The organism is Pseudoalteromonas sp. SWN29 (assembly GCF_015864465.1).
Classification (GTDB): domain Bacteria; phylum Pseudomonadota; class Gammaproteobacteria; order Enterobacterales; family Alteromonadaceae; genus Pseudoalteromonas.
Window position 1 is genome coordinate 127252 of record NZ_JADYXE010000001.1, and the last position, 17016, is coordinate 144267.

At 37.5% G+C, this 17016-nt stretch carries 13 protein-coding genes; 4 read left to right on the forward strand and 9 right to left on the reverse strand.

Annotated features, from left to right (window positions below; translation table 11 throughout):
- Positions 1 to 164: 164 nt before the first annotated feature.
- From arsB to I6F53_RS00565, 5 genes are all read right to left on the reverse strand, one after another.
- A complete protein-coding gene (arsB, locus tag I6F53_RS00545; protein WP_197238179.1) occupies positions 165 to 1181 on the reverse strand; it encodes an ACR3 family arsenite efflux transporter in 1017 nt (338 codons plus the stop codon).
- A 9-nt stretch (positions 1182 to 1190) separates the two neighbouring features.
- The gene (gene arsH / locus I6F53_RS00550) at positions 1191 to 1907 is read right to left on the reverse strand and encodes an arsenical resistance protein ArsH (RefSeq protein WP_197238180.1); all 717 of its coding nucleotides are present in this window, start codon (positions 1905 to 1907) and stop codon (positions 1191 to 1193) included.
- A gap of 181 nt (positions 1908 to 2088) precedes the next feature.
- Entirely contained in the window at positions 2089 to 4869 is a 2781-nt protein-coding gene (locus I6F53_RS00555; protein ID WP_197238181.1) for a response regulator, read from the reverse strand.
- Positions 4870 to 5007: 138 nt separating this feature from the next.
- The gene (ssb, locus tag I6F53_RS00560) at positions 5008 to 5733 is read right to left on the reverse strand and encodes a single-stranded DNA-binding protein (RefSeq protein WP_166419942.1); all 726 of its coding nucleotides are present in this window, start codon (positions 5731 to 5733) and stop codon (positions 5008 to 5010) included.
- Positions 5734 to 5753: 20 nt separating this feature from the next.
- Positions 5754 to 7121 carry an MFS transporter gene (locus I6F53_RS00565; protein WP_166419941.1) on the reverse strand — a complete coding sequence of 456 codons (1368 nt, stop codon included), beginning with the start codon at positions 7119 to 7121 and terminating at the stop codon, positions 5754 to 5756.
- 162 nt (positions 7122 to 7283) lie between these two features.
- Between I6F53_RS00565 and uvrA the strand changes: the two genes are divergently transcribed.
- Positions 7284 to 10109, forward strand: a complete 2826-nt coding sequence (gene uvrA, locus I6F53_RS00570) for an excinuclease ABC subunit UvrA (protein ID WP_197238182.1) — start codon at positions 7284 to 7286, stop codon at positions 10107 to 10109.
- Positions 10110 to 10295: 186 nt separating this feature from the next.
- Here the strand turns inward: uvrA and I6F53_RS00575 are convergent, their stop codons facing one another.
- Positions 10296 to 12437 (reverse strand): transcriptional regulator, encoded by a 2142-nt coding sequence (locus tag I6F53_RS00575; protein ID WP_197238183.1) that lies wholly within the window; start codon positions 12435 to 12437, stop codon positions 10296 to 10298.
- Positions 12438 to 12719: 282 nt separating this feature from the next.
- Between I6F53_RS00575 and I6F53_RS00580 the strand changes: the two genes are divergently transcribed.
- Positions 12720 to 13085 (forward strand): hypothetical protein, encoded by a 366-nt coding sequence (locus I6F53_RS00580; protein WP_197175804.1) that lies wholly within the window; start codon positions 12720 to 12722, stop codon positions 13083 to 13085.
- A gap of 35 nt (positions 13086 to 13120) precedes the next feature.
- Positions 13121 to 14041, forward strand: coding sequence for a TraB/GumN family protein (locus tag I6F53_RS00585; protein ID WP_197238184.1), 921 nt, complete (start codon positions 13121 to 13123; stop codon positions 14039 to 14041).
- A 128-nt stretch (positions 14042 to 14169) separates the two neighbouring features.
- Here I6F53_RS00585 and trpS read toward each other — a convergent pair whose 3' ends face one another.
- Genes trpS through rpe form a run of 3 tightly spaced genes read right to left on the reverse strand, consistent with a single transcriptional unit; the run spans position 14170 to position 16555 of the window.
- Positions 14170 to 15174 (reverse strand): tryptophan--tRNA ligase, encoded by a 1005-nt coding sequence (trpS, locus tag I6F53_RS00590; RefSeq protein WP_166419936.1) that lies wholly within the window; start codon positions 15172 to 15174, stop codon positions 14170 to 14172.
- A 32-nt stretch (positions 15175 to 15206) separates the two neighbouring features.
- Positions 15207 to 15872, reverse strand: a complete 666-nt coding sequence (locus tag I6F53_RS00595) for a phosphoglycolate phosphatase (RefSeq protein ID WP_197175815.1) — start codon at positions 15870 to 15872, stop codon at positions 15207 to 15209.
- The gene (rpe, locus tag I6F53_RS00600; protein ID WP_197238185.1) at positions 15872 to 16555 is read right to left on the reverse strand and encodes a ribulose-phosphate 3-epimerase; all 684 of its coding nucleotides are present in this window, start codon (positions 16553 to 16555) and stop codon (positions 15872 to 15874) included. Before rpe ends, I6F53_RS00595 begins: the two co-directional genes overlap by 1 nt.
- 161 nt (positions 16556 to 16716) lie before the next feature.
- On the opposite strand from rpe, the gene I6F53_RS00605 reads away from it, so the two are divergent.
- Positions 16717 to 17013: a hypothetical protein gene (locus tag I6F53_RS00605; protein ID WP_197238186.1), complete on the forward strand. Its 297-nt coding sequence runs from the start codon at positions 16717 to 16719 to the stop codon at positions 17011 to 17013.
- Positions 17014 to 17016: the final 3 nt, after the last annotated feature.

Genomic DNA, 17016 nt, shown 5'->3' on the forward strand with positions numbered 1-17016 from the left:
TTATTAATAGCGCTAAACAAAAAAGCTCCAGATAAACGAGAACTTACAAAACAAACAGCTATGCCCTTTATTTTATAGTTAGATTAAATCTAGCTCCCCAGGCTTAAGTTAATATTAGATGTTTCGCAATTGAAACCATGCAGTATAGCAATCATGCTCTAGCCCTAGTTAAACCAATGGCGCGTTTTATTTGCGAACCAAACTAAACTTAGCATTACAGGTACTTCAACTAACACACCTACTACGGTTGCAAGTGCAGCACCAGAGTGTAAACCAAACAATGAAATAGCCACTGCAACTGCTAACTCAAAAAAATTAGATGTTGCGATCATGCACGCTGGCGCAGCTATATTGTGCTCTAGCTTCATTTTTTTTGCGGCAAAATAAGCAATAGCAAAAATACCATAGGTTTGAATCAGTAGCGGAATAGCTATAAGTACAATCGCTTCGGGGTTGGCTAAAATAGTTTGTGACTGAAAACCAAATAATAAAGCGACTGTCGCTAATAACCCCATAATTGAATAGGGTTTCATAATGCTCAAAAACTGATTGAGTCGAGAATGTTCCTCGGCTTTATCAAATTTTTTACGCGTAACCGCACCTAAAATTAACGGTATAAGTACATATAACACCACAGATAAAAATAACGTATCCCATGGCACTGTTATATCGGTTACACCCAGCAATAAACCCGCTATAGGTGCAAATGCAAATATCATAATAATATCGTTAATAGATACCTGCACTAGCGTATAGTTAGCATCGCCTTTGGTTAATTGGCTCCAAATAAAAACCATAGCCGTACATGGCGCAACACCCAGTAAAATCATGCCTGCAATATATTCAGTTGCAGTTTTTGGGTCGACCCAGTCTGCAAATATACCCTTAAAAAATAGCCAACCTAAAAACGCCATTGTAAATGGTTTAATAAGCCAATTAAGTACAACGGTTAGTAATAGTCCTTTTGGGTTTTTACCCACGTCTTTAATAGATGAAAAATCAATTTGAACCATCATTGGGTAAATCATTAGCCAAATAAGTACCGCTATTACTATATTTACATGCGCATATTCAAAGCCTGCTATGAGTATAAATAGCTCTGGTATTATTGAGCCTGTAAAAATACCAACAGCGATTGCTAAGGCTACCCAAACAGAAAGATACCGCTCAAATAATCCCATTTATCTCCCCTAAATAGAGCGTTGATTAACGCGTTGGCTAAGATCTTCTGCAGATTCCACTCGTTCAGAATAGCGATCTACAAAGTAATCTTTTTGATCTCGCAATAATAAAGTGAATTTAATCAGCTCTTCCATAACATCAACAATCCGATTGTAGAGCGCAGAGGGTTTCATCCGTCCATTTTCTTCAAACTCTAAGTGCGCTTGTGGCACTGACGACTGATTAGGTATTGTTACCATCCGCATCCAACGCCCTAATACTCGTAGTTGGTTCACCACATTGAATGATTGCGAACCGCCACTAACTTGCAACACAGCTAATGTTTTACCTTGCGTTGGCCTTACACCTCCTAAATTAAGAGGGATCCAATCAATTTGATTTTTGAATATACTCGTCATTGAGCCATGACGTTCTGGTGAGCACCATACCTGCCCTTCTGACCAAAGCATTAAATCTCGCAACTCTTGTACTTTAGGGTGTGATTCATCTTCACTATCGGTTTGAGGTAAACCTTCAGGGTTAAAAATTTTAACCTCAGCACCAAAATGCGTTAATAAACGAGCGCTCTCCTCTATAACTAACTTGCTATAAGAACGCGCTCTTAATGAGCCATATAACAATAAAATTTTAGGTTTATGCTCAGAAAAACTAACGTTAAAATTTGATGTGAGTGGAACAACACTGTGTGCTTTATTTGTATTTGGTAACCCATTAACTTCTGACATTGATAACTCAACCTTTGATAAAAACAAGCATATGAAAAATCGTATATATGGAATTTCACACATAAAGATCTATGAGTCAAACTCTATTTTATAAAATTTACTTTTAAGTTATTTAAAATTAGCTCAAGACAATGGGAGGTATTATGGTAGATATCTGATATAAATAATTTTAATGGTTCAACTATTTACTCAAGCAGTGGATTATAGTTTCACGTAATTTTTGCGCTTTAATTGGTTTTGCAACATGGGCATTCATGCCAATAGATAAGTATCGTGTAATATCATCTTTCATAACGTTAGCTGTTAAGGCGATTATTGGGATGTTTGCGATAGTTTCGTCATTATCACTACGAATAATTTGACTCGCCTCAACACCATCCATTATAGGCATATGAATATCCATCAAAATAATATCAAACGCTTCCGATTTTACTATTTGAATACATTCCAATCCATTGTCGACCAAATGAATTTGGGCACCAGCATTTTCAAGTATATTTGTAACGATTATTCTGTTGATCGAGTTATCTTCCACAACTAATATTTTGATACCCGCCAGTGACTTTTCACTGACGATATTGGCTACAGGAGCTTTATTTATAGAGCCCAACACTTTACGTTCAATCGCCTCATACAAAACACTCGTATATACAGGTTTATGCAAAATAGTTTGTATACTGACTTTCTTGCCTGCATCATTAATTAAACTTTCATCACTCATTGTAAGTACGATAATCTTGCTATAAAGCTGGGGGCTAATACTATGAATACGTATTAAAAAGGTTTCGCAACTCATCGCTGGCATTGCCCAGTCAACAATAATGGCTTTAAATTTTTCTTTATTCTGCTCAATAATATCAATAGCTTGCTTAACTGAGCAACAACTTGTACACACTAACCCCATAGCACTAAGTTGACTCCCAATTACCTCAAGGTCATCTTTATTATCATCAATAATTAAGACTTCAAACGGATCAGTAAAAGTTAGGTCGGGAGTGTTATCAATCAACGCTTGGTTATTCAATTTCACCTTAATCGAAGCTATAAATTCACTACCTACACCTTGAGTACTTTTTACCGTTATATCCCCACCCATCGATTGGCATAAACGCTTACTTATAGTTAAACCTAAACCTGTGCCGCCAAACTTCCTGGTTGTAGAGCTGTCAGCTTGAGTAAAAGATTCAAATAAATCGGTAAGGCTTTGCTCAGCAATCCCAATACCGGAATCCTTAACAATGAAATACAAACAAACGCTCTTAGGATCAGCTAACGATCTTTTTGATTCTATTAATACAGATACAAAGCCGTGTGTAGTAAATTTAATTGCGTTAGAGCATAAATTTAGCAGTACTTGGTTTATTCGAACTACATCACCGATTAAATCGAGTTTAACTTCCTTATCAATAACAATATCAAATGTGATCCCTTTGCTTTGAGCTAGCTCATCAAAAGTTGCTTTGATGTAGTCAACAACCGAATTTACAGAAAAAGGAAACTCCTCAAGGTTGATGTTTCCAGACTCAATTTTTGAAAAGTCTAAAATATCATTAATTACAATGAGCAACTGGTCAGAAGAATATTTTATTTTATCTAAATACTGTTTTTGCTCTGGTGGTAAATTGCTGTCTAATAAAATATTAGTAAGTCCAATAACACCATTCATTGGAGTTCTTATTTCATGACTCATATTAGCTAAAAAGTCTGACTTTATTGACGCTGAATGTTCGGCTTCATTTTTTGCAATTAACAACTCTTCCGTTCGCTGCTCAACTCTATATTCTAATTTAAGTTTTTCGCTATCAAGCTCCTTTAATAATTGAACTCGCTTACTATTTAAAAGTAGTACAAAAGCTAAAAAACCACTCAATATTGTGATTACTGCAATTGCGCTATAAATAAGCATTTTATTTTGTTCAAAATATGAGGGTTGATTATTAATAATAATAGAATGTTCAGGCAGGTTTTTGGGGGCTATCTCAAACTTTTTTAATTGTTTAAAATCATAATAGTAAGTACTTAACTGATCGCTATCGACCGGTTCTAAATATTTATTATTATCAAAAAAAACTATTGATTCGGCAACTCGAGCGCCTATTTTTTCACCCGATAGCAAATATCCTCCAACAATCCCCGAACCTAACAGTGAATGCCAATAACTAAAAATAGGAACAGAGCTGTTACTTGTTAGTCGCTCCACAAATTGAAATGGGCTAAGCACCGTATCGTTATAACGTCTAAAAATCGGCGTAAATAGTATTATTGAATCAGCGGGCGCATTATTTACTTTGTTTATTAACTCATCGGCAGGTAAATCAAACCACTTTTCTAACTTTAAATGCGAAAAGTCTCTATTAATAATCGGCATAAGATGTTGGTAAAAATTAGACCCTATACCACTTTTTCTATCCAGGATAACAATTAACTTTTTAGGGTTTGTTAAGTTAACAGCGTTTATTACCCCTTGCTTATAATTTAGTTTGGGTCGAATAATAATTCCATTTTCATTTTTTGGTACTTTAAACTTACCACCCGGTGTTAGGTATATTATTGGTATCCCTGTAAATAAAGTGTCAAATTCAGATAATAATGAGGCAGCAGGAACGCCTCGACTAATAATTATATCTATTCTTTTATCGTAATATTTCTGTTGTAAATAAGCCTTCATCAATCGCTTTTGTCGCATTTCATTGAATCGACCAACGTCCATATTTTCAATAAAAAGATCAAAACCGGCATTGCGCTCTAATAATTCAGAACGTAATCCCCTCTCGACACTTTGCTGCCATGGAGAATCTTGGTTTAGAGAGTTTATTAGTAAAACTTGGGTTGTATTTTTTGAAGAGATTTTTTTTTGAATTATTTTTTTTGAAGCAATTGTATCTGAAATATTTGTGAGCGCTTGTACATTAAGGCTCAGTAGCTGAAAAAAAAGAAATACAGTCACTAAATAGGTTTTCATATTTCTCATAGATTCGTTCAAAAAAAGTCTGTAGAGGATAGATTGCAATCATTTATATATCAACTAATACAAGCCTCATAAAAACAAAAAGCCGCTATTTAGCGGCTTTAAAAGATGTTTTCAACATTTTGTCTTAGGTCAAAACGGGATATCGTCGTCAAAATCAATGGTTGGTTCCATTGGGTTTGATGCGCCACCTTGCGGAGCATTTTGTGGTTTAGGAGCGAAACCACCTTGCTGCTGCGGTGCACTGTTTTGCTGTGGTGCAAAGCCGCTTTGCGGTTGTTGGTATTGATTATTTTGCTGTGGCGCAGGCGCTGATTGAGGCTGCGCTGCAGGTGCTGCTTGCTGCTGTGGAGTATAACCACCTTGCTGTTGGTTATTTTGGCCTTGATTATTTTGACCGTAACCACCACTTTGCTGGCCACCTTGTGATTGATTATTTTGATAACCACCACTTTGTTGTCCACCTTGTGATTGATTACCTTGGTAACCACCACTTTGTTGATCGCCACCACGTGCGCCTAACATTTGCATTTGACCTGTAAAGCCATCTACAACTATTTCTGTAGTGTATTTTTCTTGGCCTTGTTGATCTGTCCACTTACGTGTTTGAAGTTTACCTTCAACATAAATTTGTGAACCTTTACGACAATATTCACCAACAATTTCAGCTAATTTGCCAAAAAACACAACACGGTGCCACTCAGTTTTATCAACCATTTGGCCAGTGTTTTTATCTTTATAGCTATCCGAAGTTGCTAAGGTAATATTTGCTACACCATTGCCGTTAGGCATGTAACGAACTTCAGGATCTTGCCCTAAATTACCAACCAAAATTACTTTGTTCACACCGCGTGCCATGGAACCATCTCCTATAAATGTTAGATTAAACCAGCTACTTTACGTGCTTGGTCTAGGTCAAATTCTTTATCATTAATCTTTAAATAGCTGCGACTTTCATCGCGAACCACTGTTGCTTCTATTACGCCTGGTAAAGCAACTAACTGAGAAGCAAGCACTTGAGCATGCTCTTCAGAATCTAATTTGGTCATTAAACTAATAACTTTACTTTTGGGTGGGACTTGCATTTTCCACGCAATAATAAGCCATATTAACCCAACAAGTGCTGCTGCCGCAAACACAGCTTGTGTCGTTGTTGTTTGTGCTACATAGCCACCTAACATACCGCCTAAAAAGGCGCCTAAAAACTGGCTAGATGAGTAGCCGCCCATTGCTGAACCTTTTTGACTTGCTGGTGCTATACGCGATACAAGTGCTGGCATTGTGGCTTCTAAAAAGTTAAATGCCACAAAATAAAGCAGCATACACACAGCAATACCAACTACGCTATTAACCCATAACGACATCGCTAACATACTAATAGTTAACAGAGCTACAGAGCCAATAAACGCTTGTTTTTCTTTCTCTTTTTTAATGGCCACAATCATTATTGGTACCATTAATAAAAATGCTAAAAATAGCACTGGAATATATAAATACCAGTGATGGTCGGCAACTAAGCCATCTTTAATTAGCTGGCTCGGCAGTACAACAAAAATAGTGGTTAGCGTTAAATGAAGTAACAATACACCGGCATTTAATCGTGCTAACTGCGGATGCTTAATTAGTTTTTTAATGTCGCTAAAGCTTGCTAATGTATCGCCTTTAGGCGCTTTATTAACTGCTTTAGGAACCAATAACGTAACAATAAATATGCCTACAACAGCTAAAACAGCCGTTAACCAAAATACGCCTGCAATACCCCATGAGGCTGCAACAATTGGCCCAAGTAACATAGCAAAGGCAAAGCTCATTCCTATACTCATGCCAATAACGGCCATTACTTTTGGTCGCTGTTCATCACGACTTAAATCTGAAGCAAACGCTAACAATGCGCTGGCTATTGCGCCCATACCTTGTAGAGCACGCCCTACAGTAACCATTTGAATAGAGTCAGCTAATGCAGCCACTACAGAGCCAATGGCAAATACAACTAAGCCACCCACAATAACTTTTTTACGACCAATTTTATCTGATAATCGGCCCATAGGTATTTGCAGTACTGCTTGCGTTAAACCATACGCACCAATGGCAAAACCAATCCAAATAGGCGAAAAACCTTCAAGCGATTGTCCATAAATAGCCAATACAGGCATCAGCATAAACAAGCCGAGCATTCTAAATGCAAACACACTCGCCAGCGATACTGCGGCGCGTTTTTCTCGTGAATTAAGTGAAGATGCAGTCATTATCTATGTGATCTTACAGTATGAAAAATTGAGGTTGGGATTCTACCATAAGCTTAGCAATAATTAATCGCCTATAAGTAAGGATTTTTCATTGATCAAGGATTAATATTGCTTCGTATTATGCGATACTGAGTAAATAATTTTGGTAATAAACGAGATAGCATGGAAAACATTGAAGTCCGAGGCGCCCGCACGCACAATTTAAAAGACATCAGCCTAACCATTCCACGTGATAAATTAATAGTTATTACTGGTCTATCTGGTTCGGGGAAGTCATCACTTGCATTTGATACACTTTATGCAGAAGGGCAACGCCGGTATGTTGAATCACTCTCTGCGTATGCAAGACAATTTTTATCGCTCATGGAAAAGCCTGATGTAGATCACATCGAAGGCCTCTCTCCTGCCATTTCGATTGAGCAAAAATCAACGTCTCATAACCCACGATCAACTGTGGGTACTATTACCGAAATTTACGATTATTTACGACTTATGTTTGCCCGCGTTGGCGAACCACGATGTCCTACACATGATTTACCACTTGCTGCGCAAACAGTGAGCCAAATGGTAGACACCGTTTTAGCACTGCCTGAAGGCAGTAAGTTAATGCTGCTTGCGCCAATAGTAAAAGAGCGTAAAGGTGAGCATGTTAAGTTATTAGAGCAGCTATCGAGCCAAGGTTATATTCGCGCCCGTATAGACGGTGAAGTATGTGACTTGTCTGATCCACCAACGCTTGAGCTTCATAAAAAACATACAATAGAAGTTGTTGTAGACCGCTTTAAAGTAAAAGATGGCTTACAACAACGCTTAGCAGAGTCGTTCGAAACCGCACTTGAAATGTCTAATGGCGTTGCACATGTTGCATATATGGACGATAGCAGCGCTGAAGAAATTCTCTTCTCAGCAAACTTTGCCTGCCCTACTTGTGGCTATGCAATGACTGAACTTGAGCCGCGTTTGTTTTCGTTTAATAACCCTGCGGGTGCGTGTCAAACGTGTGATGGATTAGGCATACGCCAATATTTTGATCCTAACCGTGTGGTGCATAATCCTGAGTTAAGCCTTGCCGGCGGTGCAATTAAGGGCTGGGATAAACGCAGCTTTTATTACTATCAAATGCTACAAGCCGTTGCTGAGCATTATAGTTTTGATTTAAATGTGCCTTATCAAGATTTAGACAACGACTCGAAAAAAATTATTTTAGATGGCTCTGGTAGCACTAAAATTGCGTTTAATTACCGCAACGACCGTGGCGATTTAATTACACGTAATCATGAGTTTGAAGGCGTGTTAAACAACATGAATCGCCGCTACCGCGAAACTGAGTCAAACTCAGTACGTGAAGAGCTTGCTAAATACCAAACAAGCCAAGCATGTCCTAGCTGTAATGGCTCACGTTTGCGTGAAGAATCTCGAAATGTATTTATTGGAAAAACCAACTTACCTGCAATCACGTGCATGAGTATTGGTGAAGCTATGGAGTTTTTTGAAGGGTTAACGCTCACCGGACAAAAAGGCCAAATAGCTGAAAAAATACTAAAAGAAATTCGCGACCGTTTATCGTTTTTAATTAACGTTGGCCTAAATTACTTATCACTTGAGCGCAGCGCCGACACACTATCAGGTGGTGAAGCTCAGCGTATTCGCTTAGCGAGCCAAATTGGTGCAGGCCTTGTAGGTGTAATGTACGTACTAGATGAGCCATCTATTGGATTACATCAACGCGATAACGACCGCTTACTACAAACACTTGTCCATTTGCGCGACTTAGGTAACACCGTTATTGTGGTTGAGCATGACGAAGATGCTATTCGTGCCGCTGACCATATTATTGATATTGGCCCTGGTGCAGGTGTTCATGGTGGGCATATTATTGCTCAAGGTACGCGCGACGATATTTTAGCAAGCAAAGAGTCGGTTACAGGCCAGTTTTTATCAGGTGTGCGTAGAATAGAAATACCAAAAGAACGTCACCCAACTAACGACAAATGGCTAGAGCTATTTGGCGCAACGGGTAATAACCTTAAAAATGTGGATTTAAAAATTCCATTTGGCTTAATGACCTGTGTGACAGGTGTATCGGGCTCAGGTAAATCAACGTTAATAAACGACACATTATTTAAACTTGCTCATACAGAGCTAAATGGCGCAACAACTGCCGAAGCGGCACCGTATAAATCAATTAGCGGTTTAGATCATTTCGATAAAGTAATCGATATTGATCAAAGCCCGATTGGCCGAACTCCACGTTCAAACCCAGCAACCTACACTGGTATATTTACCGGTATTCGTGAATTATTTGCAGGCACACAAGAAGCACGCTCACGTGGCTACAAAGTAGGTCGCTTTAGCTTTAACGTTAAAGGCGGACGCTGTGAAGCGTGCCAAGGTGACGGCTTAATTAAAGTTGAAATGCACTTTTTACCAGACGTGTATGTACCGTGTGATGTATGTAAGAGTAAGCGCTATAACCGTGAAACGCTCGAAGTACAATACAAAGGTAAAAACATACACCAAGTGCTCGAAATGACCGTTGAAGACGCTCATGATTACTTTGATAAAATACCGGCTATTGCCCGTAAACTTAAAACATTGATGGACGTTGGTTTATCGTACGTGCGTTTAGGTCAAGCGGCTACTACTCTCTCTGGTGGTGAGGCGCAACGTGTAAAACTAGCGCGCGAGCTGTCAAAGCGCGATACAGGTAAAACACTTTACATATTAGATGAGCCAACAACAGGCTTACACTTTGCTGATATAGAACAGCTGCTTGTAGTGCTTCATCGTTTGCGCGATCACGGCAATACTATTGTTGTTATTGAGCATAACCTCGATGTGATTAAAACAGCAGACTGGGTTATCGATTTAGGTCCTGAAGGCGGTGCTGGCGGTGGTGAAATACTCATTGCAGGCACACCAGAAGAAGTTGCTGAATGTGAGCGTTCACATACTGGGCATTACCTAAAAGCTCTATTAAGTAAATAGAGGTCTAGCTATAGAAAATCAATCGGCATTAAAGTTATTTAACTGCCGAGATTACATTTAACTAAAAATAGCGAGAAGAATCACTTCTCGCTATTTTTTGTTCTAACTTTTCTTTTATCAACATAAAAATCGAAAATGCTATTAGAGAAAAACAACGTAAACTTAATCTAAAAAGATAGACACGCCCTAGTCGTTCCAACTTATCTGTATTATTTGCATGTCTTTATATTTTGATTCTGTAAAGAAAATCTGATTGTTATCACTAATAAAAAATGCGATGGGTTTAAAATCTACATGTACATCTTGTACTGTTTTATCTTCTAAATTAAGCTGAGCAACTCTTGAAATAGCATCTGAGTAATAAAGGTAATTACCATTAATGGCAAAAAGTTGCGCTTGTCGCGCGTCTTTAGGCAATTCCCAATTCTGTTTATCTGATAGTTTAATTAACTGATTATTTGTAATCGCATAATTAGTGCCGTCAACGTCTGAAATTAATTTGTTAGCTTTAACACCCTCTAATATAGTTGTGTCTCGCGTTAATAAATTAAACTGAGCAAATAGATTTTCTGAACCACTTCGCTCTAAATAAATTATACTTTCATTATTTTTAGACCATACATAGTTTAGTATTTTTCGCCCTTTAAACTCAGCTATGGTATAGAGCTTGTTCGACATAACGTCAAAAAATGCAATATCATTATTAATTCTTAATAAAACACGATCTTGCTTACTCGATACTCTTAGTCCGCCAATAGCAAAGTTAGATTTCCCTTCATAAGTAAAGTTACTAAGTTGCTTTGTAAGTCCATTTTGAGATAACCACAACTGACTGCTGCCAGAGCGCTCGGATACAAAAATATGCGCTGGCCCTTTCTCATTAATGACTTCTACAATGTTGTAGTCGTCTTCATCACTTTTGTAGAGTGCTTCATACTCAGGAACATCGCTAAAAAGATTAGTCGCTTTAATTAACGAAAATGCTTGTGTTTTATTTGCTGAGTAAAAAAGGCTATTAGCAGATTGAACTGCAATATAATAAGGTGAAATTGCTGGGGTAACCGTTAGTGTGCGTTTAATGATATTATTTTCATCAAACACAATGGTTGAAAGCTCAGAGTCTTCAAAAACAATCACGCCTTTATCGTCTGCAAGCCAGTCAAACGCGAAGCTAATTATGCTTTTCTTTGCTTTAAATAACCGCTTGGTTTCATGGGTCTCAAAATTGTAGCTAAATACAGAAAAAGGCTTACCCTTTTGACTAAGTACATATGCTATTTTACTACCAGAATGAGATAAACGAGGCATGATTACGCCATACATGACGCCTGGTGGTGGAATCACTATGAATTCTTTCTTAAGTTCTAAATCATATTTATATAAACCTGAACCCTCATGCTCATTTTTATATTCGGTGTAATAAATATGCTCACCACTTTCGTCTACTTGCGCATAACCAGTGTATCTAAGGTCACACTTTTTAATTAAAGTAGCCTCTCCTATAACAGGAAACTGGCTTAAATCAACGAGTACCATTTCACACTTTTGCTGCTTTAAGTTGGTAGCTTGTAACAACACAGAGCGCTGATTTAACTGCCACGATAAAATGGATACTTGAAAGCCAGGATAGGTAATTTCAACTTCCCTTTGATCAGATAGTCGCTTTACAAATGCATGCATTACGTCATTTTCAGGTTCAACATTTGTATAAGCTAAATATTGTTTATCTGAGGACATCTCAGGGTGAACCTCACTGCCTATATTCCACGTGCTTGCTACCTTATTAACCGTGATCTGTTTAATCTTTTCACTAGAAGGTGTATTAATAAAAAACAACCCAAACCATACTAAAAAGCAGAGGCAGATAATGACGAGTAAAGAATAAATCAAAAACTTTTTACTATTCTTTTTTTGAACTGGTTGCAAAATAGTTGCACTAGCTATTTCTTCATTTTTGGCAGAAATACCCGGTGAGTCAGGCAAAATATTTGCAGGCTCTTTCGAAACGTTTGCTTGCGTTAAACGCTCAGGTATTACTGTTAGGCTATATCCTTTACGGTAATGCGTTTTTAAAAGCGGTGCTTTTTCAATTGGGTGGGCAAGCTGCTTTCTTAACTCTGAGATTGCACGGTTAATCGCATTATCATCAACAAAGCTCTGTTGCCACACACTCTCAATAAGCTCTTGCCGGGAAACGATTTGTTGAGGCTTACCTATAAAGTGGAGTAATAACTTTACTAAAAGTGGATCTAATTCCCTTTCTAAATGGTTTGAAGTAATCACACAGCGATTACTAATAAATTGCCAAGGTCCGATTTGATAATTCATAGTCTTTACGTATTTTTATTTTTATAAACCGTATCACATCTACACTTTATTTTATAGAAAAAGCATTTTAAACCTTATATTAGCATTATAAGGTTTAAAGCTAACACACTAAATTTTAACAATTTTTTATATTTAAAACCTTATCTATTAATTGCTCATAACTAGATAAGCGACTCTTAATAAATTCAGCGATATTCTTTAAACCGTCATCAACAAGCAGCTTAGTAAAAATCATTTGTCATTCTAAATTGGCTGCATTTAAAAAATATAAAAGGTTTAATTATGAACAACACAATGAAAAAAGTACTACCAGCTTTACTACTAGCAACGGCTTTTAATACTACTTCAGTTATTGCAGCTGACGCTAAACAAGATACCGTTCAAAATAATTTTGAGAAATGCATGATTGGTGAAAGCATAGAGGCAATTAACCCTGTTAATCAAGAGCTACAAAACACAATCAAAATAGACGCTTCTAAGCCTTTAAAAAGTAATGTTGATAAGCAAACATTACTTTCTTCAATAGATGAAAAAATATCAGCTGAGCTTGACTCTTCAATGAGCAAAATAAACTCGCAAATTGATAAAAATCTTTCAAAGGTAACATCGTCAATAACTGCATATTTCAGCAATGTGTTATCGAACTAAAAAAATCAAATTAAAAGCTATATTAAGGAATGATCATGAAAAAATTCACAAAAAAATTAGTGTCTGCTAGCGTATTACTTAGTTGTAGCCTTTTAGCAAATACAGCACAGGCTCAAAGCTCTGTATGGCAAGTAAGTAATGGCAATGACTCACTATTTATTGGCGGTACAGTTCACATACTACCTAAAGCTGAAATGCCACTACCCGCCGAGTTTAACCATGCTTATGAACAAGCAGATACAATTATTTTAGAAGCACCGTTACCTGACCCAGCCAACACCAATGCACAAATGCAAATGTTAGGTGCGCTATCGTATACAAATAACGAAACGTTGAGTCAAAAGCTAGAACCCCAGGTTAAAGCTTCACTTGAAAATAAGCTTAGCGAGTTTGGCGCTAACCTAGCTAAGTTAGATGGTTTTCGCCCTGCTATGGTTAGTATTGTTTTAATGTCGATGGAACTTCAAAAGCAAAACTTAATGGGTGAAGGGGTTGATGCTTACTTTACTAAAAAAGCGACTGAAGATAACAAAACAAAAAATTACTTAGAAACAATGGAATTTCAGTTAGAGCTTTATAAAACAATGGGTCAAGGCAACGAAAACGATTTCATTAAACGTAACTTAGCTGAGCTTCACAACTATGGCGATATGTTTAAAGGACTTTTAGCTGCCTGGCGCAAAGGTGATACAGGCACACTGAATAAAGTGGCACTTGAAGGTATGCAGAAAAATGATCCGAATAGCTATAAACAACTCATTACAGATAGAAATAATGATTGGTTACCAAAAGTAGAAGCCATGTTTAACAACGACAAAAATGAGTTTGTACTTGTTGGAGTTGGCCACCTTGCAGGACAAGATAGTTTACTTACCTTACTTGAAAACAAGGGCTATAAAGTTTCTCTAGTTGATGTTGAAGAGAGCGTTAAAATAACAACTAAAGACGCTGAATAATGGACAAGACAGACAAACAAGCAATGTCGTTATTATTTATATTTGGTTTTTTAATGTTAATTAGTATTATATAAAAAATGCCGCTTATTTGAAGTAAGCGGCATTTTTACATAAGTGGTAAAGCTACCTTATGGACGTGGAATAAATCCAACCGCATCATAAGCCGCTTTTAATGTAACCTCAGCTCGAGCACTCGCTTTTTCAGCGCCCTTTTTCATAATGTTGTTAAGAAGCGTTTGATCTTCTCTAATCTCTTTAAAGCGAGCCTGAATAGGTTCAATCATACTTACAACAGCATCAGCGGTATCTTTCTTCAAATGGCCATACATTTTATCTTCGTATTCTGGCACTAGCTCTTCAATTGAGCGCTTAGTTGCAACGCTTAATAAAGTAAGCAAGTTTGATACGCCTGGCTTTTCTTTGCGATCAAAGTAGATACGCGCTTGTTCGTCTGAGTCTGTTACTGCTTTTTTAAGTTTTTTCTCAATCTTTTTAGGCTCGTCTAGCATCATGATAAAACCATTTGGGTTTTCATCTGACTTTGACATCTTTTTAAGTGGATCTTGTAGGCTCATTACGCGAGCACCAAATTCAGGAATATACGGTTCTGGTAGCGTAAAAATATCACCATATACATTATTAAAGCGCGTAGCAATATCGCGAGTCAGCTCTAAATGCTGCTTTTGATCATCTCCTACAGGTACTTTATCTGCTTGATACAATAAAATATCCGCCGCTTGCAAAGCTGGATAAGCAAATAAACCCACGTTAATATTATTAGCGTGCGTTGCTGACTTATCTTTAAACTGCGTCATACGATTTAATTCACCCATTTGCGCATAACAGTTTAAAACCCAACCTAGTTGAGCATGTTCAGGCACTTGAGATTGTACAAATAGCGCTGCTTTTTCTGGATTGATACCACATGCTGTATATAGTGCAACTCCGTCCAATACGCGAGCGCGAAGTAATTCTGGGTCTTGGCGTACCGTAATCGCATGCAAATCTGCAAGCATAAAGTAGCTATCATATTCTTCCTGTAGCTTAACCCACTGGTTAATAGCGCCAACATAGTTGCCTATTGTCATACCACCGGTTGGCTGCATGCCACTTAATACTACTGGTTTACTCATGATTTTCCTTTATTTAGCTTAATTAATAATATTTAACGCTGCGTTAGAACAGGTATTATATCTAAGAAGTTATCGCATAGGTACTGCGGATTATAATCTGCAAGGTTTTCACCTTGGTTATAGCCGTAATTAAGTGCAATTACGTCTATGTTAGCGGCTTTAGCTGCAAGTATATCGCTTTTAGAATCACCTATCATTATTGCTTTATTAGGTTCAACATTTAGCGTTTTACAGGCGAATAGTAAAGGCTCTGGAGATGGTTTTTTTGCCATGTCGTCACCACATATAATCACATCAAAATGGCTCGCTAGTGCTAGTTTATCAAGCAACTTCTCTGTAAACACACGAGACTTATTAGTGATTAATGCTTTGGGCATACCGCGAAGTGCTGCAAGCCCAGTTTCTACATGTTGGTACAACACACTATATTCACCCACATGTTGCTCATAATGTTTATAAAACTGCGTAATAGCTTTGCTGCTGAGTGATTCATCTAAATGTTCACTCACTTGCATATCGCCACTCAAGGCACGTTTAACTAGCACTTCAACACCATTACCTACCCAGCTTTCAACCAAGCGTTGACTTACTATCGGGAATGCTAGGTCAGTTAATGTGAGGTTTATTGCTATATATAAATCGTAAACGCTATCAACCAAGGTACCATCTAAATCAAATAAGGCGATATCGTACTTCATTATTTTACACTTCCAAGCTGTTCACGCATTTGATCAATCACAACTTTGTAATCTGGTTGGTTAAAAATAGCAGAACCTGCAACAAACATATCTGCACCCGCTTGAGCCGCTGCTGCAATGTTATCGACTTTAATACCCCCATCAACCTCTAAGCGAATATCTCGACCTGATTCAATAATACGCTGTTTTGTTTGGCGTAATTTTTCAAGCGTATGAGGGATAAAACTTTGCCCGCCAAAACCTGGGTTAACCGACATAAGTAAAATGGTATCGAGCTTATCAATAACATGATCTAAATAACTTAGACTTGTTGCAGGGTTAAACACTAAGCCTGCTTTACAGCCGTGATCTTTAATCAGCTGTATTGTACGATCGATGTGCTCGCTAGCTTCTGGATGAAAAGTAATAATTGATGCCCCAGCCTCTGCAAACAATGGAATAAGGCTATCAACAGGCTTAACCATTAAATGCACGTCGATAGGCGCTGTTACGCCGTAATCTCTAAGTGCTTTACACACCATTGGGCCAATTGTTAGATTAGGTACATAGTGATTATCCATTACATCAAAATGAACCACATCTGCACCCGCAGCGAGTACTTTATCAACATCTTCGCCTAGCTTTGCAAAGTCAGCAGACAAAATAGAAGGGGCAATTAAATATTTTTGCTCTGGGTTAAACATGATTAACTCCATCAATAAATAGTGTATTTAGTTAATGTAACTTAATTGAAGATGTTACCCAAGTAATATGGCGTAATAGCCCCTATTTCAGGTAACTTTAAGTTTGATATTTAACCAATATTTGCTATGATTAAAAAAGTAATAAATTATTGGATTTTACCATGCGTGCATTTAAAACTGGGATATTAATTGCGTCGGCATTACTGCTTATCGGGGCGTTTAGCTTTGGTCCAAGCTCTGAGCAAGAATTAAGCTCGGTTAATAATTGCCATAATACACAAACTGTAAGTGCTAACAGCACATTACCTACGTGTATTAAAATTGAAGAAGAGTCATCGTGGTTTTCGTGGTTAACTGGCGATAGCCGTAGTGCTCAGTTTCATTACCTCGATTTGCTAGAACTACTTACTAGTTCTGATGATTCTAAAAATACTCCTTCTTTAAAACCCTTATTTTAAATA

Coding starts and splice junctions, on each gene's coding strand:
- arsB (WP_197238179.1), bottom strand. CDS start 1,181: ATGGGATTATTTGAGCGGTATCTTTCTGTTTGGGTAGCCTTAGCAATC.
- arsH (WP_197238180.1), bottom strand. CDS start 1,907: ATGTCAGAAGTTAATGGGTTACCAAATACAAATAAAGCACACAGTGTT.
- I6F53_RS00555 (WP_197238181.1), bottom strand. CDS start 4,869: ATGAAAACCTATTTAGTGACTGTATTTCTTTTTTTTCAGCTACTGAGC.
- ssb (WP_166419942.1), bottom strand. CDS start 5,733: ATGGCACGCGGTGTGAACAAAGTAATTTTGGTTGGTAATTTAGGGCAA.
- I6F53_RS00565 (WP_166419941.1), bottom strand. CDS start 7,121: ATGACTGCATCTTCACTTAATTCACGAGAAAAACGCGCCGCAGTATCG.
- uvrA (WP_197238182.1), top strand. CDS start 7,284: ATGGAAAACATTGAAGTCCGAGGCGCCCGCACGCACAATTTAAAAGAC.
- I6F53_RS00575 (WP_197238183.1), bottom strand. CDS start 12,437: ATGAATTATCAAATCGGACCTTGGCAATTTATTAGTAATCGCTGTGTG.
- I6F53_RS00580 (WP_197175804.1), top strand. CDS start 12,720: ATGAACAACACAATGAAAAAAGTACTACCAGCTTTACTACTAGCAACG.
- I6F53_RS00585 (WP_197238184.1), top strand. CDS start 13,121: ATGAAAAAATTCACAAAAAAATTAGTGTCTGCTAGCGTATTACTTAGT.
- trpS (WP_166419936.1), bottom strand. CDS start 15,174: ATGAGTAAACCAGTAGTATTAAGTGGCATGCAGCCAACCGGTGGTATG.
- I6F53_RS00595 (WP_197175815.1), bottom strand. CDS start 15,872: ATGAAGTACGATATCGCCTTATTTGATTTAGATGGTACCTTGGTTGAT.
- rpe (WP_197238185.1), bottom strand. CDS start 16,555: ATGTTTAACCCAGAGCAAAAATATTTAATTGCCCCTTCTATTTTGTCT.
- I6F53_RS00605 (WP_197238186.1), top strand. CDS start 16,717: ATGCGTGCATTTAAAACTGGGATATTAATTGCGTCGGCATTACTGCTT.